Annotated in this window: 21 protein-coding genes and 1 pseudogene; 7 read left to right on the top strand and 15 right to left on the bottom strand. The window is 69.8% G+C overall.

Annotated elements, in window-relative coordinates:
* Positions 1-4: 4 nt before the first annotated feature.
* The 7 genes and pseudogenes from dnaB to ACZZ97_RS14150 all read right to left on the bottom strand — a co-directional run bounded on the left by dnaB (position 5) and on the right by ACZZ97_RS14150 (position 6990).
* A complete protein-coding gene (gene dnaB, locus ACZZ97_RS14180; RefSeq protein WP_314100672.1) occupies positions 5-1408 on the bottom strand; it encodes a replicative DNA helicase in 1404 nt (467 codons plus the stop codon).
* 691 nt (positions 1409-2099) lie between these two features.
* Positions 2100-2552 carry a 50S ribosomal protein L9 gene (rplI, locus tag ACZZ97_RS14175; RefSeq protein WP_123547383.1) on the bottom strand — a complete coding sequence of 151 codons (453 nt, stop codon included), beginning with the start codon at positions 2550-2552 and terminating at the stop codon, positions 2100-2102.
* A 28-nt stretch (positions 2553-2580) separates the two neighbouring features.
* Positions 2581-2841: a 30S ribosomal protein S18 gene (gene rpsR / locus ACZZ97_RS14170; RefSeq protein WP_055964231.1), complete on the bottom strand. Its 261-nt coding sequence runs from the start codon at positions 2839-2841 to the stop codon at positions 2581-2583.
* Positions 2842-2892: 51 nt separating this feature from the next.
* Positions 2893-3468 (bottom strand): single-stranded DNA-binding protein, encoded by a 576-nt coding sequence (locus tag ACZZ97_RS14165; protein WP_463473556.1) that lies wholly within the window; start codon positions 3466-3468, stop codon positions 2893-2895.
* 102 nt (positions 3469-3570) lie between these two features.
* A pseudogene (gene rpsF, locus ACZZ97_RS14160) lies at positions 3571-3933 on the bottom strand (30S ribosomal protein S6); the annotation flags it as partial.
* 203 nt (positions 3934-4136) lie between these two features.
* Positions 4137-5543 (bottom strand): ABC transporter substrate-binding protein, encoded by a 1407-nt coding sequence (locus ACZZ97_RS14155; protein WP_463473555.1) that lies wholly within the window; start codon positions 5541-5543, stop codon positions 4137-4139.
* A 16-nt stretch (positions 5544-5559) separates the two neighbouring features.
* On the bottom strand, positions 5560-6990 hold the full coding sequence (locus tag ACZZ97_RS14150; protein WP_314100669.1) for a CCA tRNA nucleotidyltransferase: 1431 nt from the start codon (positions 6988-6990) through the stop codon (positions 5560-5562).
* A 173-nt stretch (positions 6991-7163) separates the two neighbouring features.
* On the opposite strand from ACZZ97_RS14150, the gene ACZZ97_RS14145 reads away from it, so the two are divergent.
* The 6 genes from ACZZ97_RS14145 (at position 7164) to ACZZ97_RS14120 (ending at position 15188) form a co-directional block, all read left to right on the top strand.
* A complete protein-coding gene (locus tag ACZZ97_RS14145) occupies positions 7164-9431 on the top strand; it encodes a DUF6049 family protein (RefSeq protein WP_463473554.1) in 2268 nt (755 codons plus the stop codon).
* Complete coding sequence (murJ, locus tag ACZZ97_RS14140) at positions 9428-11101, top strand: murein biosynthesis integral membrane protein MurJ (protein WP_463473553.1); 1674 nt, start codon at positions 9428-9430, stop codon at positions 11099-11101. Before ACZZ97_RS14145 ends, murJ begins: the two co-directional genes overlap by 4 nt.
* Positions 11102-11326: 225 nt before the next feature.
* Entirely contained in the window at positions 11327-12334 is a 1008-nt protein-coding gene (trxB, locus tag ACZZ97_RS14135; protein ID WP_194614179.1) for a thioredoxin-disulfide reductase, read from the top strand.
* Positions 12335-12405: 71 nt separating this feature from the next.
* Positions 12406-12732, top strand: a complete 327-nt coding sequence (gene trxA, locus ACZZ97_RS14130) for a thioredoxin (RefSeq protein WP_123547390.1) — start codon at positions 12406-12408, stop codon at positions 12730-12732.
* A gap of 123 nt (positions 12733-12855) precedes the next feature.
* Positions 12856-14163: an aminotransferase-like domain-containing protein gene (locus ACZZ97_RS14125; protein ID WP_463473552.1), complete on the top strand. Its 1308-nt coding sequence runs from the start codon at positions 12856-12858 to the stop codon at positions 14161-14163.
* Positions 14164-14228: 65 nt separating this feature from the next.
* Positions 14229-15188: a D-alanine--D-alanine ligase family protein gene (locus tag ACZZ97_RS14120; protein ID WP_463473551.1), complete on the top strand. Its 960-nt coding sequence runs from the start codon at positions 14229-14231 to the stop codon at positions 15186-15188.
* 406 nt (positions 15189-15594) lie between these two features.
* On the opposite strand, the gene ACZZ97_RS14115 is transcribed toward ACZZ97_RS14120, so the two are convergent.
* The 8 genes from ACZZ97_RS14115 to rpmH all read right to left on the bottom strand — a co-directional run bounded on the left by ACZZ97_RS14115 (position 15595) and on the right by rpmH (position 21131).
* Positions 15595-16557: a ParB/RepB/Spo0J family partition protein gene (locus tag ACZZ97_RS14115; protein ID WP_463473550.1), complete on the bottom strand. Its 963-nt coding sequence runs from the start codon at positions 16555-16557 to the stop codon at positions 15595-15597.
* Positions 16557-17459, bottom strand: a complete 903-nt coding sequence (locus tag ACZZ97_RS14110; RefSeq protein WP_314100662.1) for a ParA family protein — start codon at positions 17457-17459, stop codon at positions 16557-16559. Before ACZZ97_RS14110 ends, ACZZ97_RS14115 begins: the two co-directional genes overlap by 1 nt.
* Positions 17460-17968: 509 nt before the next feature.
* Positions 17969-18619: a 16S rRNA (guanine(527)-N(7))-methyltransferase RsmG gene (gene rsmG, locus ACZZ97_RS14105; protein WP_314100661.1), complete on the bottom strand. Its 651-nt coding sequence runs from the start codon at positions 18617-18619 to the stop codon at positions 17969-17971.
* A gap of 7 nt (positions 18620-18626) precedes the next feature.
* On the bottom strand, positions 18627-19226 hold the full coding sequence (locus ACZZ97_RS14100) for a Jag family protein (RefSeq protein ID WP_314100660.1): 600 nt from the start codon (positions 19224-19226) through the stop codon (positions 18627-18629).
* Between the two features lie 91 nt (positions 19227-19317).
* Complete coding sequence (gene yidC, locus ACZZ97_RS14095; protein WP_314100659.1) at positions 19318-20280, bottom strand: membrane protein insertase YidC; 963 nt, start codon at positions 20278-20280, stop codon at positions 19318-19320.
* 10 nt (positions 20281-20290) lie between these two features.
* Positions 20291-20653 (bottom strand): membrane protein insertion efficiency factor YidD, encoded by a 363-nt coding sequence (yidD, locus tag ACZZ97_RS14090; RefSeq protein ID WP_123547398.1) that lies wholly within the window; start codon positions 20651-20653, stop codon positions 20291-20293.
* The gene (rnpA, locus tag ACZZ97_RS14085) at positions 20650-20985 is read right to left on the bottom strand and encodes a ribonuclease P protein component (RefSeq protein ID WP_123547399.1); all 336 of its coding nucleotides are present in this window, start codon (positions 20983-20985) and stop codon (positions 20650-20652) included. Before rnpA ends, yidD begins: the two co-directional genes overlap by 4 nt.
* Before the next feature lie 8 nt (positions 20986-20993).
* Positions 20994-21131 carry a 50S ribosomal protein L34 gene (rpmH, locus tag ACZZ97_RS14080; protein ID WP_123356527.1) on the bottom strand — a complete coding sequence of 46 codons (138 nt, stop codon included), beginning with the start codon at positions 21129-21131 and terminating at the stop codon, positions 20994-20996.
* A 307-nt stretch (positions 21132-21438) separates the two neighbouring features.
* Between rpmH and dnaA the strand changes: the two genes are divergently transcribed.
* The gene (gene dnaA / locus ACZZ97_RS14075; protein ID WP_123547400.1) at positions 21439-22854 is read left to right on the top strand and encodes a chromosomal replication initiator protein DnaA; all 1416 of its coding nucleotides are present in this window, start codon (positions 21439-21441) and stop codon (positions 22852-22854) included.
* Positions 22855-22983: the final 129 nt, after the last annotated feature.

The following is a 22983-nucleotide window of genomic DNA, read 5'->3' as shown; positions in this document are numbered from 1 at the left end:
GTGACTAGCTGGGCATGTCCACGAACCGCGAGAACATGCCGTGGAACGCCACGGTGATCGTGTCCGTCGGGCCGTTGCGGTGCTTGGCGACGATGAAGTCGGCCTCGCCCTGGCGCGGGTTGTCCTTCTCGTAGGCAGACTCGCGGTGCAGCAGGATGACCATGTCGGCGTCCTGCTCGAGCGAGCCGGACTCACGCAGGTCGCTGATGGCGGGCTTCTTGTCGGCACGCTGCTCGGGGCCACGGTTCAGCTGCGACAGCGCGATCACGGGCACCTGCAGTTCTTTCGCCATCAGCTTCAGCGCACGCGAGAACTCCGAGACCTCCTGCTGACGGCTCTCGACGCGCTTGCCCGAGGTCATCAGCTGCAGGTAGTCGATCACCACGAGCTTGAGGTTGTGCTGCTGCTTCAGCCGACGGCACTTCGCCCGGATCTCGACGAGCGTCATGTTGGGCGAGTCGTCGATGAACAAGGGCGCATCGTTGATGCGACCGCGCACCTGCGCGATGTTCGTCCAGTCGCGGGCGTCGACGGTGCCCTTGCGCATGTTCTGCAGCGGCACGCTCGACTCGGCCGACATCAGGCGCATCGCGATCTCGCTGCGCCCCATCTCGAGCGAGAAGAAGACCGACGCCTGGCCGTGCTTGATCGACGCCGCCCGCGCGAGGTCGAGCGCGAGCGTCGACTTGCCGAGCGCGGGTCGCGCGGCCACGATGATCAGCTGACCGGGGTGGAACCCGTTCGTCAGCGCGTCGAGCTGCGCGAAGCCGGTCGGCACTCCGGTCATCTGCCCGTCACGGCCCTTGGCCGCCTCGATCTCGTCGATCGCCACCGTCACGGCCTCGTTCAGGGGCACGTAGTCCTCGGTCTGGACTCCCCCGGCGACGTTGTAGACCTCGGCCTGCGCGTTGTTGACGAGGTCGACGACCTCGCCCTCGCTCGCGTAGCCCATCTGCACGATGCGGGTGCCGGCCTCGACCAGGCGCCGCAGCACCGCCTTCTCGGCGACGATCGACGCGTAGTAGCCCGCGTTGGCGGCCGTGGGCACGACGCCGGTGAGCGTGTGGAGGTACTCGGCACCTCCTGCCCTCGACAGGTCGCCCGACTTCATCAGCTCGTCGCTGACCGTGATGACGTCGGTGGGCTCGCCGTGCGAGTACAGGCCGAGGATCGCGTCGTAGATGACCTCGTGCTTCGGCACGTAGAAGTCCATGCCGCGGACGGTCTCGATGACGTCGGCCACCGCGTCCTTGCTCAGCAGCATGCCGCCGATGGTGCTCTGCTCGGCCAGCAGGTCGTGCGGGGGCACCCTGTCCATGCCCGTGCCCATGCCGCCGCGGTCGCTGCGCTGCTGCCGGTCGTTGTCGCCGGAGGTGCCGCTCGCGAGACCGAGGTGAGCGATCGACATGGGACCTCCTGCAAGGTGTTCGGGTGCGTGCCGGACGGCGACGGACGTCGTCCAGGACGGTTCTACAGCGAGCGACCGACATCCCTGTGCCGAGCCCCCGCGACCCCCGTCTGGCGAGCGCGGTACACCTTATGGACACCTAGTTCTCCACAGCAAATGCACCTGTGGATAACTTTGGGGAGAACCGGTGAGAAACGCCGGGGGTGCTTGTTGACAACTGTGGATCATCCTGTGGACAAAGAGATACTTCACACCGACTAGGCACCCCTGACCTGGGGTTTATTTTCCCGCAGCCTGTGTGTAGAAAGTTCCTTGAACCGTGGGTTGAGAGTCCCGATTTGACTTCTGGCTGTGCACAGAGAAGTTGACAAGGAGGCGCGGCACCCGGTACGAGCGCAGCCCGCGTTCAGCTTGACGTAACCCCCTGTTCGGGGGCCGTTCCCCGCCTCCTGCGGGCCCTGTCGGCTCACCTCGTGCCCTCCATGCCGCGTTCCGGACAAGATGGCGCGGCACGCGGGCGCATCCTGTCCGGAACGGAGCACGACGTCCCGCGCCCGGAGTAGGGCAGGCCGTCGAGCACACCCCGGGGGCCGGCTGACCCGCGCCCCGCGCACGCAGAAGAGCGGCGACCCCCGAGGGGGCCGCCGCTCTGTTGTGCTGCGGTGGTGCTGGCTGCTGACGCAGCGCGGGACTACTTCGCGCTGACCACCGTGAGGGTGATCGTGGCGACGACGTCCTCGCGCAGGCGCAGGGTCGCCTCGTGGTCGCCCACGAGCTTGATCGCGGTCGGGATCTCGACCTTGCGCTTGTCGATGGTCGCGACGCCCTGGGCGTTGACCGCGTCCGCGACGTCGCCGGGACGGACGGAGCCGAACAGGCGGCCGTCGGCACCGGTCTTGACCGTGAGGCGGATCTTCTGGGCCTCGAGGCGGGCCTTGAGGTCGTGCGCCTCCTCGATGGTCTTGAGCTCGCGGGTCTCGCGGGCGGTGCGGATCTGCTCGACCTGCTTCTCGCCACCACGCGACCACGCCACGGCGAAGCCCTGGGGGACGAGGTAGTTGCGGGCATAGCCGTTCTTGACGTCGACGACGTCACCGGCCGAGCCGAGGCCGGAGACCTCGTGCGTGAGGATCACTTTGGACATGGTTGCTCTCTCTTCCGTTCGCCGCTGATCAGCGGCCGGAGCCGGCGTAGGGGAGGAGCGCCATCTCGCGGGCGTTCTTCACGGCACGGGCGATGAGGCGCTGCTCCTGGACGGAGACGCCGGTGATGCGACGGGCGCGGATCTTTCCACGCTCCGAGATGAACTTGCGGAGGGTCGCGACGTCCTTGTAGTCGATGACGCCGACGCGGATCGCCTTCGCGGGAGCGGCGTTCTTGCCGCCCTTGCCGCGGAGGGGCTTGCGGCGGTCGCCGCTGCTCTTTCCAGCCATTGTTTTTCTGCTTTCGAGTCCAGATGAAGAAGAAGTGAGGTGCGACGAGGCCTAGAAAGGCGTCTCGTCGTTGTAGGTGCCGCTGCCGCCGGGGGTGTTCCAGACGTCGCCGCCCTGGGAACCGCCGCCCTGCTGGCCGCCGCCCTGAGCCGGTGCGGACTGGCCCCACGGCTCGGACTGCTGGCCGCCGCCGACCTGGCCCTGCTGGCCGCCGCCGCGGTTGCCCCCGAAGGAGCCACCACCGCCGCCGCCCTCACGGGACGAGGCCGCACGCGTGACCTGAGCGGTCGCGTAGCGGAGCGAGGGGCCGATCTCGTCGACGTCGAGCTCGAAGCTGGTGCGCTTCTCGCCCTCTTTCGTCTCGTAGCTGCGCTGCTTCAGACGGCCCTGCACGATGACGCGCGAGCCCTTCGTCAGCGACGACGCCACGTGCTCGGCGAACTCGCGCCAGACGCTGGCACGGAGGAAGAGCGCCTCGCCGTCCTTCCACTCGTTGGACGCGCGGTCCAACGTGCGGGGGGTCGACGCGATGGTGAAGTTCGCGACCGCGAGCCCGTTCTGCGTGTAGCGCAGCTCGGGGTCACTGGTGAGGTTGCCCACCACTGTGATGACGGTCTCGCCTGCCATCGGCTACTCGGCAGCCTTCGGTGCGGCGGGCGCGGCGGGCGTCGCGGAGCCGGCAGGCGTCGCGGCACCGGCGGAGGCCGGTGCAGCAGCGGCGGCCGGAGCAGCGGCGGGAGCCTTGGCGGCCTTGCGGGCAGCCTTCTCGTCCGAGAGCTTCTTGGCCTCGGCGACCATCGCGATGGCCTCCTCGGCGCGCAGCACCTTGGTGCGGAGCACGGCCTCGGAGAGACCCAGCTGACGGTCGAGCTCGACCGTGGCGGCCGAGTTCGAGGTCATGTTGACGACGGCGTAGATGCCCTCGGTCTTCTTCTTGATCTCGTAGGCGAGACGACGACGACCCCAGATGTCGATGTTGTCGATCGTGCCGCCGTCGTTGCGGATGACGTTGAGGAACTTGTCCAAGCTCGGGGCGACGGTGCGCTCATCGATCTCGGGGTCCAGGATGACCATCAGTTCGTACTGGTGCATGACTAACCCACCTCCTTCGGACTTCGCGGCTACAGACGTTCTGCAGCAGGAGGGTGTTCATGACGTCGCGCCCGCCCGGGGGCAGACGCAACCTTCCCAGCGTAGCCGGTCGCCCCGCCCCGCACAATGCCGAGCCAGCCCGGCACCCGGCCAGCCCCGCACGATGCCGAGCCAGCCCGGCGCGCGGCCAGCGCGGCACCCGATCAGCGAGGCGTCCCGCGCCCGCCCTCGCCGGGGTCGTCCTCGAGCGTGGCCGTCGCCAGCTCCTGGGCCCTGGCCAGCGCCTCCTCGACCGTCGTCGTGCCGAGGAACATCTCGTCGAGCACCGGGTCGACGACCGGCTCGGCGTCGCCCCAGATGCCGGTCGGGGCCGGGATCGAGCGCCCCGACGCGACGACGTCGAAGAACGGCGCCACGTCGACGCCCTGGTCCGACCAGTGCTCGTAGTAGGCGGCCTGGGCGCCGAGCACCGCGGGCACGGCCGCCCCGTCGGCGCCGATGTAGCGGGAGCCGTCGGTCGAGCCGAGCCAGGCGAGCACCCGCGCCGTGGCGCCGAGGTGGGGCGTGTGGGCGTTGCCGGCCGCGACGATGCCGTTCGACACGCTGACGCGCCCCTCGGGACCGGCGGGCATGCGCGCGACCCCCCAGGTGAAGTCGGACCCGGCCGCGACCGGCGCCAGGCTGTACAGCCCCGACTGGAACAGCGCCATGTGGCCGGACGTGAACTGGTCGCGGCTGTAGTCCGGGTCGGCGTTGGTGAGCGACGCCGGGGGAGCGACCCGGTGCTCCTGCACCAGGTCGACCACGTACCGGAACGCGGCCTGCGCCTCCGGCGTGTCCAGCTCGAAGGAGGTGCCCGTCGCGTCCTCGAGGCTCGCCCCGTTCGACCCGAGGTAGTCGAGCCAGATCGCCTGCAGGTCCTCGCCGGCGTTGTAGCCGTACTGCACCGGCGTGCCGTCGAACGCGGGATCGGCGGCGCTGCGGCCCTGGGCGTCGCGGGTCAGCTGCTCGAGCACCGGCAGCAGGGTGTCGCCCTCGCCGCCGCCGGGCGCCCAGGTCAGCTCGTCGAGCGCCGCGGGGTCGACGCCCGCCGCGGCGAGCAGGTCGGCGTTGTAGTAGAGCGCGACGCCCCCGTCGCTGAGCTGGGGCACGCCCCAGAGCCGGCCGTCGAGCGTGTACTGCTCGGTGACCTCGGGGCTCCAGGCGCGGTGCGCCGAGGCGCCGAGCACCCGGTCGACGTCGAGCAGATCGCCCGCCTCGGCCTGGTCGGCGTAGGCGGCGCTGTTCAGCCAGTAGACGTCCGGGGCGCTGCCGTCGTCGACGTCCGACTCGAGGTCGGCGGCGTAGTCGGCGTAGGGCACCACCTCGACGTCGACGTCGATCGTCGGGTTGTCGCGCTCGAAGGTCGCGAACGACTTCTCGTAGCCGGAGGCGACGCCCTCGTCCCAGAGCCGCACGGTGACGGTCGTCCGACCGTCGCGGCCGGGGGAGGCCGTCGCGCCCTCGGACGAGTGGGAGGCGCCGAAGGCGGCGATGCCCGCCGCGGAGCCGGCGACCACGACGACGCAGACGGCGGCGGCGATCGTGACGGAGCTGGGTCGGGTGGGCACGACCCGACAGTACGGCCTAGGAGGCGCGCGTCGCCCACCAGGCCAGCAACCGGTCGGTCGCGACCTCGCTGCCGAGGGGCCCCTCCTCGGTGCGCAGCTCGAGCAGGAACCGGTACGCCTCGCCGACCTCGCGGCCGGGGGAGATGCCGAGCACGCGCTGGATGTCGTCGCCGTCGAGGTCGGGACGGAGCGAGTCGAGCGCCTCGCGCTCGCGCAGGTCGGCGATGCGGGCCTCGAGGTCGTCGTAGGCGAAGCCGAGCCGGTCGGCCTTGCGCTTGTTGCGGGTCGTCACGTCGGCACGGGTCAGCATGTGCAGGCGCTCGAGCTCGTCGCCGGCGTCGCGGACGTAGCGGCGCACCGCCGAGTCGGTCCAGGCGCCCTCGGTGTACCCGAAGAAGCGGAGGTGCAGCTCGATCAGACGGGACACGGCCTTGGTCGTGTCGTTGTCGAACCGGAGGGCGCGCAGGCGCTTGCGGGCCAGCTTCGACCCGACGACGTCGTGGTGGTGGAACGTGACGACACCGCCCGGCTCGAGCCTGCGGGTGTCGGGCTTGCCGCAGTCGTGCAGCAGCGCGGCGAGCCGGAGGGTCAGGTCGGGCGCCTCGCCCGGGTGCCGCTCGCGCTCGTAGCCGATGGCCTGGTCGAGCACCGTGAGGCTGTGCTCGTAGACGTCCTTGTGGTGGTGGTGCTCGTCGACCTCGAGGCGCATCGCCGCGAGCTCGGGCAGGACGTGGTCGGCGAGGCCGGTGTCGACCATCAGCCGGACGCCGTCGCGGGGCGTGTCGGTGCGGAGCAGCTTCGAGAGCTCGTCGGCGACGCGCTCGACCGAGACGATCGACAGGGTGGAGGCGCGGGCCGAGATCGCCTCGCGCACCTCGTCCGACACGGAGAAGCCGAGCTGCGCGACGAAGCGTGCGGCGCGCATCATGCGGAGCGGGTCGTCGCGGAACGAGTCGACGGCACTGCCCGGCGTCGCGAGACGACCGGCCAGCAGGTCCTCCACGCCGCCCGACGGGTCGACGAGCACCCGCTCGGGCAGTCGCAGCGCCATCGCGTTGACGGTGAAGTCGCGCCGCACGAGGTCGCCCTCGAGGGTGTCGCCGAACTCGACGACGGGCTTGCGGGTCTCGCCGTCGTAGACGTCGCTGCGGTACGTCGTGATCTCGACGACCTCGCCGTCGACCCGGGCGGCGATGGTGCCGAACTGACGCCCGACGTCCCAGTGCGCCTCGGCGAGGGGCACGACGATCTCGAGGATCTCGTCGGGGGAGGCGTCGGTGGTGAAGTCGAGGTCGTTGACCCGGCGGCCGAGGAACGCGTCACGGACGGGGCCGCCGACGAGGGCGAGCTCGTGGCCGGCCGCGGCGAACGCGGCGGCGAGCTTCTCGATGCGGGGGGCGGCGGCCAGTCGGTCCAGTCGCTCGACTGCGGAGGCGACGGTGTCCATGACCGACCACTTTGCCACAGTGCGCCCGGCGCACCGGGCGGCGGGCGCCTCCTCCCTAGGGCTGAGGCCGTCCGTCGTCGGTCGCGTCTCGGGACCCTCACCGCGACCAGGGGGTCTCGATTGCCTAGACTCGGCATGCTCGTCGGCCGTCCCGCGCCGGCCGCACCCTGCCTATGAGACGACTCCACGCCCTGCTCGCCGCGCTGACGGCGGTGTTCGTCGTGGTCGTCGGGCTCGGCCTCGGGTCGTCGGGCGCGTCGCCCGCCCGCGCGGCCGCCGCCGCGTCGAGTGCCCCCGACGACGCCGTCACGCTCTCGTTGGCGCCCGCCGAGTCGGGCGTGCTCGTGCCGGACCGCGACCTCGTGCTCGACGTCGTCGTCACGAACGCGACCGAGGACGACCTGGCGGCCTCCGTCGCGCGCATCTACCTCGACCGGCAGGCCTTCGTCACCCGCGCGAAGCTCGCCGGCTGGCTCTCGCCCGCCTCGACGAGCGGGAGCGACTACCTCGGCACCTCCCTGACGCGCGTCGACGTGCCCGAGGTCCCGTCGGGGCAGTCGCGCACCGTCGGCTCCGTGACCGTGCCGGCCGCGACCGTCGCGCTCGGCGGCTACGGCTGGGGTGCGCGCGCCCTCGGCGCCCGGCTCGTCGACGCGGACGGCGCCCAGCTGGCCCAGGCGCGCAGCAGCGTCGCCTGGTTCCCGGCCGAGAGCTTCCAGGCGACGAAGCTCGCCGTCGCGGTGCCGATCACGACGCCCGAGACCGAGAACGGCGTGCTCGACGCGAACGCCCTCGCGGCGTACACCTCGATCGACGGCACGCTCACACGCCAGCTGAGGGCGGTGCAGGGCACGCAGGCCGCCGTGGCCGTCGACCCGATGATCATCGCCTCCGTCCGGCTGCTGGGCACGTCGGCGCCGGCCTCGGCCCTCGACTGGCTCGACCAGCTGCAGCAGTCGGGCCTCGAGATGTTCCCGCTCGCGTACGCGGACGCCGACGTCACGGGCCTGAGCCAGGGAGGCGCGACGACAATCCCGACGCCCGTCTCGTTCGACTCCCTGATCGACCCGACGCTGTTCGCCGAGGCGACGCCGAGCGGCACGCCCGAGCCGTCGGCGAGCGGCACCTCCGAGCCGTCGGCCGTCGAGCCGCCCGCCGACGGCGGCGACGGCACCGACGGCAGCGGCACCGGTCAGACGGACGACCCCTCGGCCGCGCCGGCCCTGCCCACCACCGAGTCGCTGCTGAGCTGGCCCTGGTCGACCACCGGCGTCGCGTGGCCCGAGGCCGACACGGTCGTCGCCGCCGACCTCGACGTCCTGGCCGCGAGCGGGTACACCTCGACGATCGTGTCCAGCTCGAACGTCGAGGTCTCGACCGGGGCGACCGAGAACGCGGCGACGCAGCTCGGGGCCACCGCGGGACTCGTCTCGGACGACACGCTCTCGACGCTCCTCTCGGACGCGGCCGGCGCCTCCGACGACGCAGCCTGGGCGACGGCGATGGCCGAGCTCTCCGCCAGCGTCGCCACCGTCGCCCGAGAGCGTCCGAGCGACGCCCGCACGCTCCTCGCCACGCTCGGGCGCGGCTGGTCGCCCGACAGCGCCTACCTGACGCGGACGCTCGCAGCGCTGCGCGACCTCCCGTGGTCGGCTGCCAGCACCCTGCAGGAGGCGGTGGCCAGCGCCCCGTCGACCGCCACCGTCCTCGACGAGCCCGAGGACGACGCGCGGGCCGCCCTGCTGCGCACGCTCGCCACGGCCGACCGCCGCGTCTCCGACTTCTCCACGGCCCTCGCCCAGCCCCAGGCCGTCACGGGCCCCGCGCGCCTCCGGACGCTCGCCCTCGCCTCGCACGCCTGGCGAGACAACCCCGACGGCCTCGCCGCCGAGGTCGCGGCGGCCGACGCCGAGTCCGTCGCCACGTCGGGCCTCGTCTCGATCGTGCAGGGCAGCGACCTCTCCATCCTCGGCGACCGCACCTCCCTGCCCCTCTACGTGCAGAACTCGACCTCGTCGGCAGCCACCGTCTACCTGATGGTGCAGCCCTCGAACTCGTTGCTGTCGGTCGAGCAGAACCGCATCGAGGTGACCGTCGCGTCCGACTCGCAGGCCCGTGTCCGCGTCCCGGTGCAGTCCGTCGCCAACGGGACCGTCGACGTCTCGCTCAGCCTCGTCAGCGCGGCCGGGGTCGCCATCTCGACGCCGTCCACCGTGTCCATCTCGGTGCAGGCCGGCTGGGAGACCGCGATCACCTGGGTGTTCGCCGTCGGGTTCCTGGTGCTGTTCGGCGGCGGGATCTACCGGACGTTCCGCAAGCGGCGGCTCGCTCGCGAGGAGGCCACGACACGGACCTCCGACGGAGGCGCCGGTGCCGTCGGCAGCGACACCACCGACACCGGTGTCCGACCGGACACCACCGAGACAGGTGTCAGCTCGTGAGCGCGCAGCAGGCGGGCCTGGGCCGCGCGAGCGTGCTGCTCGCCTCGGGCACGATGGTGTCCCGGGTGCTCGGCTTCGTCAAGACGGCCGTGCTGGCCGCGGCGATCGGCCAGTCGGCCAGCCGCGCCGCCGACTCGTTCGCCCTCGCGAACCAGCTGCCGAACAACATCTACGCGCTCATCGCGGGCGGTCTGCTGAGCGCGGTGCTCGTGCCGCAGATCGTGCGCGCCGCCACCCAGGACGACGACGGCGGCCAGCGCTTCATCAACAAGATCGTGACGCTCGGCACCATCGTCTTCGCGGCGGTCGGCCTGGTCGGCACGCTGCTCGCGCCCCTGCTCGTGCGGCTCTACGCCCAACAGGCGGGGTCGACCGGTCAAGGTGGTTACACGCCGGACGCGATCGCCCTCGCCACGGCGTTCGCCTACTGGTGCCTGCCGCAGATCTTCTTCTACGCGATGTACTCGCTGCTCAGCGAGGTGCTCAACGCCCGCCAGGTCTTCGGGCCGTTCACCTGGGCACCGGTCGTCAACAACGTCGTCGCCATCGCCGGCCTGGTCGTCTTCATGGTGCTCTTCGGCGGCTCGGCCGAGAACTCGGTCGTCGACGTCTGGACCCCCGGCCGCATCACCGTGCTCGCCGGCACGGCGAGCCTCGGCGTCCTGGCGCAGGCGGGCTTCCTGCTGCTCTTCTGGCGACGGGCGGGGCTGTCGTTCCGTCCCGACTTCCGCTGGCGCGGCGTCGGCCTCGGGGCGACCGGCAAGGCCGCCGGCTGGCTCTTCGGCATGGTCCTCGTGACCCAGCTCGCCGGTCTCGTGCAGAGCCGCGTCGCCTCCGAGGGCAGCGGCACGGGCGCCTCGAACGCCGTGCTCGCCAACTCGTGGCTGCTCTTCATGCTGCCCCACGGCATCGTCGCCGTCTCGATCGCGACCGCCTACTTCACGCGCATGAGCGGGCACGCCTCCCGCGGCGACCTGCGCGCGGTGCGCACCGACCTCTCGCAGTCGCTCCGCACCATCGGCATGTTCATGGTCTTCGCGGCGGTCGCCATGTGCGTCGTCGCCTACCCGTTCGCGAGCTTCTTCGAGAGCACCTTCACCGGGGCGAGCCAGATGGCGCAGGTCATCCTCGGCTTCATGCCCGGGCTCGTGCTCTTCAGCGTCCTGTTCGTCGTGCAGCGCGTCTTCTTCGCCCTGCACGACCAGCGCACGCCGTTCTTCATGCAGATCGTCCAGTCGGGCATCTTCGTCGTCGGCACGCTGATCTCGTCGGCGGTCGTGCCGGACGAGCTCATCGCCGTGGCCATCGCGATCACGACCTCGGTCGCCGGCTCGGCCCAGACGATCGTCGCCCTCGTGCTCGTGAAGCGCCGGCTGGGCGGCATCGACGGTCGCTGGGTGCTGCGCCGCTACCTGCAGTTCGCCTTCTTCTCCCTGGTCGCCGGGGCCGTCGGGCTCGTCGTCGTGACCGTGCTGGGTGGTTTCACCCCCGACGGATTCGCGCACTCGGGCCGCATCGCCGGCATCCTCACCGTCGTCGTCGCCGGGCTCGTCATGGCCGCCGTGTACCTCGGGCTCCTGGCACTGATCCGCCTGCCCGAGCTGACCGACCTGACCGCCCCAGTGGTCCGCCGGGTGCGCCCGCTGGCCGCGCGCCTCCTTCGTCGCTGACGCGGTCGCTGACGCGGTCGCCGAGCCAGTGGCTGACCCGGTCGGCGCCGCGGCCGCCGAGCGAGCGGCTCGCAGGCCGGTCGCTGGGCGCCGTCTGCGAGCCCCGGGCCGACGGAATGCGCCGACCCTAGGATGTGTTGCACCAGACGGTCGAGCGAGGGCGAGACGGGCAGACGGCCCGCAGTCCCTCTCCCGTCATCCACGAACGTCACTGAGGAAGGTGCCATGCGCCAGATCATCATCATCGGCTCCGGACCCGCCGGCTACACGGCGGGCATCTACGCGGCGCGCGCCGGTCTCGAGCCGCTGATCGTGGCGAGCTCGGTCGAGGCGGGCGGCGAGCTCATGAAGACCACCGAGGTCGAGAACTTCCCCGGGTTCCCCGACGGCATCCAGGGTCCTGAGCTCATGTTCAAGCTCCAGGAGCAGGCCGAGAAGTTCGGCGCCGAGGTGCTGCTCGACGACGTCACCAGCGTCGACCTGACGGGCGACGTCAAGAAGGTCACGCTCGGCAGCGGCACCGTCGAGGAGGCGCTGACCGTGATCTTCGCGACCGGCAGCGCGTACCGCAAGCTCGGCCTGCCCGACGAGGAGCGCCTCAGCGGCCGCGGCGTCAGCTGGTGCGCCACCTGCGACGGCTTCTTCTTCAAGCAGAAGGAGATCGCGGTCGTGGGAGGCGGCGACTCGGCCATGGAGGAGGCGACGTTCCTGACGCGCTTCGCCTCGAAGGTCTACGTCATCCACCGCTCGGAGACGCTGCGCGCCTCGAAGATCATGCAGGACCGCGCGCAGGGCAACGACAAGATCGAGTTCCTGTTCAACAAGCAGGTCACGGCGATCCTCGGCGACGAGAAGGCCACGGGCGTGCAGCTGACCGACACGGTCGACGGCAGCACGAGCGACCTCGACCTCGACGGGCTCTTCATCGCCATCGGCAACGACCCCCGCGTGCACCTCGTCCACGGCCAGGTCGACCTCACCACGAGCGGCACCATCGCCGTCGAGGGCCGCAGCTCGAAGACCAACCTCCGCGGCGTCTTCGCGGCGGGCGACGTCGTCGACGACACCTACCGCCAGGCGGCCACCGCGGCCGGCTCCGGGGTCGTCGCCGCACTCGACGCCGAGCACTTCCTCGCCAGCCTCGACCAGACCTTCCTGGCCGAGCACACCGAGGGCGCCGCCGAGGGCATCGACACCGCCGAGTCGGTCGCCCCGGAGCCCGTCTCAGCCTGACCTGCGACCGCAGGTCGGCGACGTCGGCCCGCACGCACGAACACACGAACCCCCTGACGAAAGGAACCACCATGAGCAGCGCCAAGGCAGTCACCGACGCCTCCTTCGAGGCCGACGTCCTCAAGTCCGACAAGACGATCCTGGTCGACTTCTGGGCCGAGTGGTGCGGCCCGTGCCGCGCGGTCTCGCCGATCCTCGACCAGATCGCGGCCGAGAACGCCGACAAGATCGAGATCGTCAAGCTCAACGTCGACGACAACCCCCAGACCGCCATGCAGTACCAGATCACGTCGATCCCGGCGATGAAGGTCTACAAGGGCGGCCAGGTCGTCAAGACCGTCATCGGCGCCAAGCCCAAGCCGGCCCTCGAGGCCGACCTGGCGGAGTTCCTCGCGTAGGTCGACCTCCCGTCGACGCACCGCCCGAGAGCCCGCCCAGCACCCGCTGGGCGGGCTCTCGCCGTCTCCGGGCCGCTCCGGGCATATCCTGAACCGCACCACCTCTGACCGACAGGGACGCACATGACCGACAAGGGCACCAACCTCGACCCGTGGTACGACTCCTACGCCGACCGCACGGCCGGCCTGAGCGCCTCCGAGGTCCGAGCCCTCTTCGCCGTCGCCAGCCGACCCGAGGTCGTCTCCCTGGCCGGCGGCATGCCCTTCGTCTCTGCCCTGCCGCGCGAGCTCGTGACCGGGGCGATCGACCGGGTGATGTCGCAGAACGGCGGGGCCATGGCCCTGCAGTACGGCTCAGGGCAGGGCACGCCGGCCATCCGCGAGCACATCATGCAGATCATGGCGATGGAGGGCATCCGGGGCAGCGCCGACGACGTCGTCGTGACCACCGGCTCCCAGCAGGCCCTCGACCTGGTGACCCGGCTGTTCGTCAACCCGGGCGACGTCGTGCTGGCCGAGTCGCCCAGCTACGTGGGCGCCCTGGGCGTCTTCAAGGCCTACCAGGCCGACGTCTCGCACGTCGCGACCGACGCCGAGGGCCTCGTGCCGGAGGCGCTGCGAGAGACGATCGCCCGGGTCAGGTCCGAGGGCCGCACGATCAAGTTCCTCTACACGATCCCCAACTTCCACAACCCGGCCGGCGTGACCCTGACCTGGGCCCGCCGGCTCGAGATCCTCGAGATCTGTCGCGACGCCGGGATCCTCGTCCTCGAGGACAACCCGTACGGCCTCCTGTACTTCGACCAGCCGGCCCCCCAGGCGATGCGCTCGGTCGACGACGAGGGCGTCATCTACCTCGGCTCGTTCTCCAAGACGCTCGCTCCCGGCTTCCGCGTCGGCTGGGCCCTCGCCCCGCACGCCATCCGCGAGAAGCTCATCCTCGCCAACGAGTCCGCGACGCTCTCGCCCAACTCGTTCGGCCAGTTCGTCATCACCGAGTACCTCGACCAGGCCGACTGGCGCGGTCAGATCGAGTCGTTCCGCGGCCTCTACCGCGAGCGTCGGGACGCCATGATCTCAGCGCTGGGGGAGTACCTCCCGTCGCTCAGCTGGACCGTGCCCGACGGCGGCTTCTTCGTCTGGGTCACCCTGCCCGACGAGCTCGACTCGAAGGCGATGCTGCCCCGTGCCGTGAAGGAGCTGGTCGCGTACACGCCCGGCACGGCGTTCTTCGCCGACGGCGGCGGGCGCCAGAACATCCGTCTGTCGTTCTGCTACCCGACGTCCGAGTCGATCCGGACCGGAATCGCCCGGCTCGCGACCGTCGTCAACGGCGAGCTCGACCTGCTCGCGACGTTCTCCGGCGCCCGGCTCGGCTCGCCCCTGACGATGCGCACCGGCGTGTCGACACCGCCGCCGAACATGAACTGATCAGCACTTAACCCGAAATGCCGCCACGGGACGATCGCGTGGCAGACTCACGAGAGAGAGCCCCGATGACTCAGAGCGCCGTCAAGAAGGTCACCGTGCTGGCCGGGGGCATCTCCCACGAACGGGACGTCTCGCTGAGGTCGGGGAGGCGCGTGGTCGACAGCCTGGTCGCCAACGGCATCGAGGTCGACCTGCGCGATCCCGACGCCTCGCTGCTGGAGCACCTCACCACGACCCGACCCGACGTCGTCTGGCCGGCCCTGCACGGCGCCAGCGGCGAGGACGGTGCCCTGCGCGGCTTGCTCGAGGCGCTGGACATCCCCTTCGTCGGCAGCAGCTCGGCGGCGGCTCGGCTCGCGTGGGACAAGCCCACCGCCAAGGAGCTCGCGTACCGTGCGGGGGTCCGGACGCCCCGTGGCATCACGCTCTCGCACGACGCCTTCCGTGAGCTCGGCGCTGCGGGCGTGCTCACCGCCATCTCGGAGGAGCACCCCGTCCCGGTCGTCGTGAAGCCGGCCCGCGGCGGCTCGGCACAGGGCGTGACCGTCGTCGAATCCGCTGATCAGCTGCCCCGAGCGATGGTGGACGCCTACACGTACTGCGACGACGTGATCGTCGAGCAGAAGATCACCGGCACCGAGATCGCGGTCGGCGTCATCGACACGGGTGACGGCCCGTCCGCCCTGCCGGCCGTCGAGATCGTCCCCCGCAACGGTGTCTACGGCTTCGAGGCTCGGTACAACGCCGGCGAGACCACGTTCTTCACGCCGGCCCGCCTCGACGACCGAGCGCAGGAGGCGGCGGCTCAGACCGCGGTGACCGTCCACCGGGCGCTCGGCCTCCGCCACCTCTCCCGGGTCGACCTGATCGTCGACGCCGCGGGCACTCCGTGGTTCCTCGAGGTGAACGTGCTGCCCGGCCTGACCGAGACGTCCCTGGTCCCCATGGCACTCGACGCCGCCGGCTTCGAGCTCGGCCTCGTCTACGCCGCTCTCGCCGAGAAGGCAGTCCTCGACCACGCGTGACACCGTTTCACGTGGAACGCCCGCTTTCTCGATGAAGAAGGCGGGCGTTTCACGTGGAACATGCGAATCCGACCGGCCTGAGAGATCAACGACTGCCATCCTGCCTTCCCTGATGACGACGCAACCGCTCCCTGCGAGGGGCATGCTGACAACCGCCTGAGGGCTCGTGCACTACTCGAAGCCTGCCTCGCCCCTACGACAGGGCGACCGTGGGCGACGACACTCACATGAGGCCGGGCGCGTAACGGTCGCCCAAAGCGCAAGCGTTCTTCCCGACACGAGGGAATGTTTCACGTGGAACGGGGCGACTAAGGCATCGTCCGCAGCAAAACGCCCGCCTCCTCGGACGAGAAGACGGGCGTTTCACGTGGAACGGACCATGACCCGGTCGGCCAGAGCACCAGAGCTACTGGGAGAAGGGATCCTGCCCCAGGGCAGCGAGGATCCGGTTGAGGTCCTGCATCGACGCGAAGTCGATGGCGATCGAGCCCTTCCTGGCACCCATCTTGACCTTCACCTTGGTCTCGAGCCGATCCCCGAGGTTCTCCGCGACTTCGTCGAGATGAGCCTGATGGCGGCCCACCGCAGCCCGGGTGGTACGGGGCTTGAGGCTCGTACCTGCGGCTGCGGCCTCGGCTGCACGCACCGACAGGTCCTCGTTGACGATCTTCTCCGCGAGACGCTCCATCAAGAGCGAATCACCGGTCGACAGGATCGCCCGGGCGTGGCCCGCCGAGAGCACACCGGAAGCGACGCGTCGCTGCACGCTCGCAGGGAGTCGGAGCAGGCGGAGGGTGTTCGAGATCTGTGGCCGGCTGCGCCCGATGCGGCTCGACAGCTCCTCCTGGGTGATGCCGAAGTCCGCGAGAAGTTGCTGATAAGCGGATGCTTCCTCGAGAGGGTTCAGTTCCGCCCGGTGCAGGTTCTCGAGCAGGGCGTCGCGGAGCATCGACTCGTCGGCTGTCTCCTTGACGATCGCAGGGATCGTCGCCAGGCCCAGCTGCTTCGTCGCCCGCAGCCGTCTCTCACCCATGACCAGCTCGTACTGCGGGGCCGCGGTGGCACCCTTCGCCGACGCGTCACGGGGGAGGGGCCGCACCACGATGGGCTGGAGGACACCCACCTCCCGGATGCTGGTGACCAGCTCAGCCAGCTCCTCCTCGCGGAACTCCGCACGGGGCTGCTGCGCATTGGGGACGACATCGAGCGGGTTGATGTTGGCGAGCCGTGCCCCCGGCACCGCCACCAGCTCGTCTGCCGTCTGCTGTCCTGTCGGGAAGAAGACGTCGACGGGCCTGTCCTGGCCTTCTTCTGCCACGGGGATGAGGGCGCCGATGCCGCGCCCGAGGCCCGTTCTCTTGGTTGCCACTACTGGGGTGCTCCTCGTCGTGCTAGTTCTGCTGCGGCCTCGAGGTACGAGATCGAGCCGGGTGAGTTCGTGTCGTAGCTGATGACCGTCTGTCCGTACCCGGGCGCCTCGCTGATGCGGACGGATCGGGGGATGAGAGTGTCGAGTGCCTCGGCCGGGAAGTGCTCGCGCACGTCTGCGACGACCTGTCTCGCCAGGTTCGTGCGCCCGTCGTACATGGTCAACAGGATGCTCGACACCTGCAGCGTCGGGTTGAGGTGCTTCTCGATCAACTGGATGTTGCGGAGCAGCTGGCTGAGCCCCTCGAGGGCGTAGTACTCGCACTGGATCGGTATCAGCACCTCTCCGGCCGCGACGAAGGCGTTGATGGTGAGCAGGCCGAGCGACGGCGGGCAGTCGATGAACACGTAGTCGAACCGCTCGCCTGCCGCCTCCGTGGCCGACAGGTAAGCGTCGAGTTGGGTACGGAGCCTCTGCTCGCGAGCCACGAGCGACACGAGCTCGATCTCCGCACCCGCCAGGTGGATGGTCGCCGGCACGCAGTACAGGTCGGGGAACTCGGGACTCTGCTGCACGACGTCCGAGATGTCGCCCTCGTTGACGATCACGTCGTAGACACTGGGCGTGTCCGCACGGTGCTCCACTCCTAGTGCGGTCGAGGCGTTCCCCTGCGGGTCGAGGTCGATCACGAGGACGCGAGCGCCGCTCCGGGCGAGGGCGGCGGCCAGGTTGACCGTCGTCGTCGTCTTGCCCACCCCGCCCTTCTGGTTCGAGACGGTCAAGATGCGGGTCTTGGTCGGCGCGGGGAGCGGGTCCCTCGACAGTGCCTCGCGCCTGCGGCGGAGATCAGCGAGCTCGCGCGCCAGGGGAGTGCTGTCGTCGTACTCCGTGGATGAACTCACCGGGGGATCTCCGCATCGCTGTGTTTCACGTGAAACGGCCTCGCGCGTGGTGACGATCGACGATGATCATCACTGCTGAGCCGAGCCTCCACTCTATCTCGCCGGGTCGTGCAGACAGGCATCGGAGCCCTTCCCATCGTGTTCGCGTTTCACGTGAAACGAGAGGCGAGTGACGGCGCGGGATGCGCAGGACGAGCGCCAGACATGTTTGTGCACAGGCTCGCCAACATGTGCATAACTGTGTCGCAGGCACGTCGAGCAAGTCGCCGGCGGCGCGTCACGGCCCCACGAGGAAGCATCCCGGACGAGCTGTCGCGCTCGGGACCCGAGAACGCCGAGATCAGCGACATCTCAGTGCGCTCCAGCAAATACCCTGATCCACGGTCACATACAACTCGATCGACGGCTAGGCCGATCTCGGACGCTGAACGGCGACGTGCCAGACGGTGGATCACCCGCGGCGCTCAGATCGCTTCCTGTGGAGCCGACCGGCGCCTCCTCGGCGCTCGTCAGTCGAGCGTGGCCCGGAACACCCGGGTCGTCTCCGCGGGGTCGACGACCCCGACGCCGAGCTCGAGCACCTCGACGTCCACCAGGTGCGTCCTGGCGATGACCTTGCGTGCCGCTTCGACCTCCTGGTCGACACGAACGCCCTTCATCAGGATCAGCTCGCCGCCGGTCCGCACGAGTCGAGCCGTCAACGGGATCAGCTTGGACAACGCCGACACGGCGCGCGCGGTCGCCTGGTCGAGCCACGTGTCGAGCTCGACGTCCTCCGCGCGGGCACGGACCACCTCGACGTTGGTCAGGCCGAGGCGCTCGGCCTCGGCGGACAGCCAGTCCGTCCGTCGCTCCATCGGCTCGATGAGCAAGAGCGTCGTGTCCGGGCGCGCGGCTGCCAGCACCAGGCCGGGCAGGCCGGCGCCGGAGCCGATGTCGCCCACCCGCGCACCCGGTCGGAGGAGCGGAGCCACCAGCCCCGAGTTGACCACGTGACGTGTCCAGAGGCGGGGGAGCTCGAGGGGCCCGATCAACCCGAGCTCCTCGCCGTGCTGTGCGAGGTCGGCGGTGAACTGTCGGACGACCTCGAGGCGGTCGCCGAAGATCTCCCGCGCGACGGCGGGCTCGGCCTCGAGGAGGCCCGCCTGGTCGGTGCTCACGATCGGGTCAGCCGCGCTTGATGACGGTGTGACGGTCGCGGCCTTCGCCCTCGGACTCCGAGACGAAGCCGCGGGCGGCGACGATGTCGTGCACCAGCTTGCGCTCGTACGACGACATGGGCGGCAGGGACGCCGCCTCGGCGCCCTCCTCGAGACGCTCGACGGCCCGGTCGACCATGGCCCCGAGCTCGGCCTCGCGGGTCTGGCGCGATCCGCCGATGTCGAGGATGAGACGCGAGAACTCGCCCGTCTTGGTCTGCACCGCGATGCGGGTCAGCTCCTGGAGGGCCGTGACCGTGTCGGGCTTCGACAGTGCCCGCAGGGACCCCTCGCCGGAGGCGTCGACCGAGATGTACGACCGGCCGCCGCGGACCTCGATGTCGATGTCGCCGTCGAAGTCGCAGATGTCGAGGAGCTCCTCGATGTAGTCGGCGGCGATCTCGCCCTCGTCGATGACGGACGCGGCGTCGGCCCCGTCGACCGAGTCGGCAGCGCCGGAGGTGCGCTGCCGGTCGTCGGTGACCGTCGCCTCCTCGGCTGCCGCCGCGGTGCCCACGGGGAGGTCGGCGCCGGTGGTGTCGATGTCGGCAGTGTCGTTGTCGGTCATGCTCGTCGCCTCTTCCGGGTAGATCGGTCACACGTCGCCGGCATCGGCTGCCGGACGTGCTCCCCCCGCACGAGGCCGGGGGAGCACGGCGCTACTTCTTGGCGCCGTTCTGCTTCTTGGCGCGGTTCTTGCCGACCGGCTGCACGCGCTGCGTCGCCTTCGGCACGGCGGGGGCGGACTCGATCTCGGTGACGGTGATGTCACCGAGCCCGAGGCCCTTGCGCTGGGCCTTCTTCGCGAGACGTTCCTCGCGGGCCAGGGCCGCCTCGCTGCCCGGGGTGGGCATGTTCCGGATGACGATGAACTGCTGCGCCATCGTCCAGATGTTCGAGGTCAGCCAGTAGAACATGACACCGAGGGGGAACGAGAGGCCCGAGAAGACGAACACGAGGGGGAGGAAGTAGAGCAGCATCCGCTGCTGCTTGAACATCGGGCTCGCCTTGGTCTCGGGCGACATGTTCTTCGAGACGATCTGCAGCTGCGTGATGAACTGCGACGCGGTCATGACGACGACCATGATGCCGGCCATCAGCCGGACCTCCCAGGTCGTGGCGCCGAGGAAGGTCTCCTTGAGAGGGGCGCCGAAGAGCGACGACTCGCCGAACGAGGTGGAGAGCGCCTGGCTGAGGAGGCCGATGCCGACCTTGTCCTGCTGGGCGTTGTGCAGCACCGTGTAGAGGCTGAAGAAGATCGGCATCTGGATCAGGAGCGGCAGGCAGGAACTGAGCGGGTTCGTGCCCGTGTCCTTGTAGAGCGCCATGGTCTCGCGCGACATCGCCTCGCGGCTGAACTGGTCGCGCTTGCCCTTGTACTTGTCCTGGATCTTCTTGAGCCGGGGCGCGATCTCCATCATGCGTCGCTGGCTCTTGATCTGGCGGACGAAGATCGGGATGAGGGCAGCTCGGACGACGAGCACGAGGCCGACGATCGACAGGACCCAGGTGCTGCCGGCGGCCGTGTCCATGCCGAGCGCGGTGAGCACGTTGTGGAAGCCCACGAGGATCGCCTCGACGACCCACCTGAGGGGCCAGAGGATGGTTCCGATGAAGTCCATGGTGTTCGGGTCAGCCCTTTCCGTGGCTCTGGACGATGAGACGGGGCACGCCGCTCGGGGCGGGCGCGACCACGTCGGATCGAGGGACCACGAAGCCGAAGGCCGTGGTGGTGTACTTCTGTCGCCGGGGCGGGGTCACGTCGTCGATGCCGCCGGCAGCCCAGGGGTTACAGCGTCCGATCCGCCACGCGCCCATCGCCGAGCCCCGCACGACGCCGTGCTGCTGGATGGCCTCGAGCGCGTACCGCGAGCAGGACGGGTGGTACCGGCAGACCTCGCCGTAGAGGGGAGAGACGACGGCCCGGTAGGCGCGGAGCAGCACGACGCACACGTTGCGCGGCAGCAACGTCACGAACTGCACCGCTTGCTTCACTGTCCCACGACCTTGTCGACGACCCCCGAGATGTCCCTGAGCAGGGTAGACCACGGAACGTCGAGGCTGCCTGGCAGTGCCCGGACGACAACGTCGGTGCCCGGGGGCACCCCCGGGAGGATGTCGTGGCAGACGTGCTTGAGCCGACGACGGACGGTGTTGCGCGCCACGGCGTTGCCGACCGTCTTGGCCACGATGAAGCCGAACCGGACCAGGTCGTCGTCTCGACGACGCACGTAGACGACCGAGTGCGCCGTGCCCGACTTGCGGCCACGGCGCACTGTGTTGCGGTAGTCGTCTGCGCGGACGATCCGGTTGGCCCGGGCCAACACGGAGGCTGCTACGCGGAGAGCTCGGTGCGGCCCTTGCCGCGGCGGTGCGCCAGGATGGCGCGGCCGGCACGGGTGCGCATGCGGGCACGGAAACCGTGCTTCTTGGCGCGGCGGCGGTTGTTCGGCTGGAACGTTCTCTTGCTCATGGTGTTCTCTCCAGGGGGATGCGGACCTGGCCTGGTGCCGTGATCCGAGAAGTCTTCGTCAGCCGAGTCGGCTGGGATTCAACTGATTAAAAGTACGCGGCTTCTGTCCTGCGGTCAAACGACAGCCCTCCCCGGAGTTCTCCACAGTGTTGACAACCTCGGTTGCGGAGGGTGCGGCCCGACGAACTAAAGTGGGCACCTCCCGCTCCGCATCCGCGTAGTTCTGGGGAAGTAGCAGTGTTCCTGGCTCTGACGTCGCTCGTCGGCCAGTGGAGAAACCTGTGCATAAGTAGGTAGGAAGAGCCCCGTGGCGAACACCGTCGATCCGGTCCAGGACCTCTGGCGATCCGTGCTCGCGACCCTGACGACCGACGATCGCATCACTCCTCAGCTGCACGGCTTCATCAGCCTGGTCGAGCCCAAGGGCGTGCTGGGCGGCACCCTCTACCTCGAGGTGCCCAACGACCTGACCCGCGGCATGCTCGAGCAGCGCATCCGCACCCCGCTGCTCGAGTCCATCGCCGCGCTCGGCGACACCTCGGTCGCGAGCTTCGCCATCACCGTCAACCCCGACATCACGCCCGACACCCTCACCCAGCAGCCCGAGGAGTCGGAGCCGGCCCACTACATCGAGGCCCCGTTCGTGCCGGCCCCGGTCGAGTCGCCGTCGACCGGCAAGCGCAACGACTCGCGGCTGAACCCCAAGTACAGCTTCGACAACTTCGTGATCGGCGCCTCGAACCGGTTCGCGCACGCCGCGGCGGTGGCCGTCGCCGAGGCGCCGGCCAAGGCGTACAACCCCCTCTTCATCTACGGCTCGTCCGGGCTGGGCAAGACGCACCTCCTCCACGCCATCGGCCACTACGCCGAGACGATGTACCCGGGCATCCGGGTCCGCTACGTGAGCAGCGAGGAGTTCACGAACGACTTCATCAACTCGATCGCCAACAACCGGTCGAACCTGTTCCAGCAGCGATACCGCGAGATCGACATCCTCCTGATCGACGACATCCAGTTCCTGCAGGGCAAGGACTCGACCCAGGAGGCCTTCTTCCACACCTTCAACACCCTGCACGACCACGACAAGCAGCTCGTGATCACGAGCGACCTGCCGCCCAAGCACCTGACGGGCTTCGAGGACCGCATGCGCTCGCGCTTCGAGTGGGGCCTGATCACCGACGTGCAGGCGCCCGACCTCGAGACCCGCATCGCGATCCTCCGCAAGAAGGCGCAGAGCGAGAAGCTGCAGGTCCGCGACGAGGTGCTCGAGTTCATCGCCACGAAGGTGTCGAGCAACATCCGCGAGCTCGAGGGCACGCTGATCCGGGTGACGGCGTTTGCCAGCCTGAACCGCACCGCGGTCGACATGGCGCTCGTGCAGACCGTCCTGAAGGACCTGATCACCCTCGACGAGGACAACATCGTCGCGCCGGTCGACATCATCAACCACACCGCCGACTACTTCAAGCTCTCGGTCGACGACCTCTACGGGTCGTCCCGCTCGCAGGCGATCGCCACGGCTCGACAGATCGCGATGTACCTCTGCCGCGAGCTCACCAGCCTGTCCCTCCCCAAGATCGGCCAGCTCTTCGGCAACCGCGACCACACCACGGTCATGTACGCGAACAAGAAGATCAGCGAGCTCATGAAGGAACGCCGCTCGATCTACAACCAGGTGACCGAGCTGACGAGCCGCATCAAGCAGGACACCCGCTACAAGTAGGCGAGTCGAGGCGCTGTGCCTGCGCCTCCTCGCCGCGTGCCCCGGACGGGCGTCGACCTCGGGTCGGCGCCCGTTCGTGCGTCCACGAGCCCGCAGGAGGCGGCCTGCAGCACCTGAGGACAGCCATCG

The organism is Frigoribacterium sp. AC512 (genome assembly GCF_979258295.1).
Note: the sequence above shows the minus strand (reverse complement) of the source record. Positions and strands in the feature narration are given on the sequence as shown.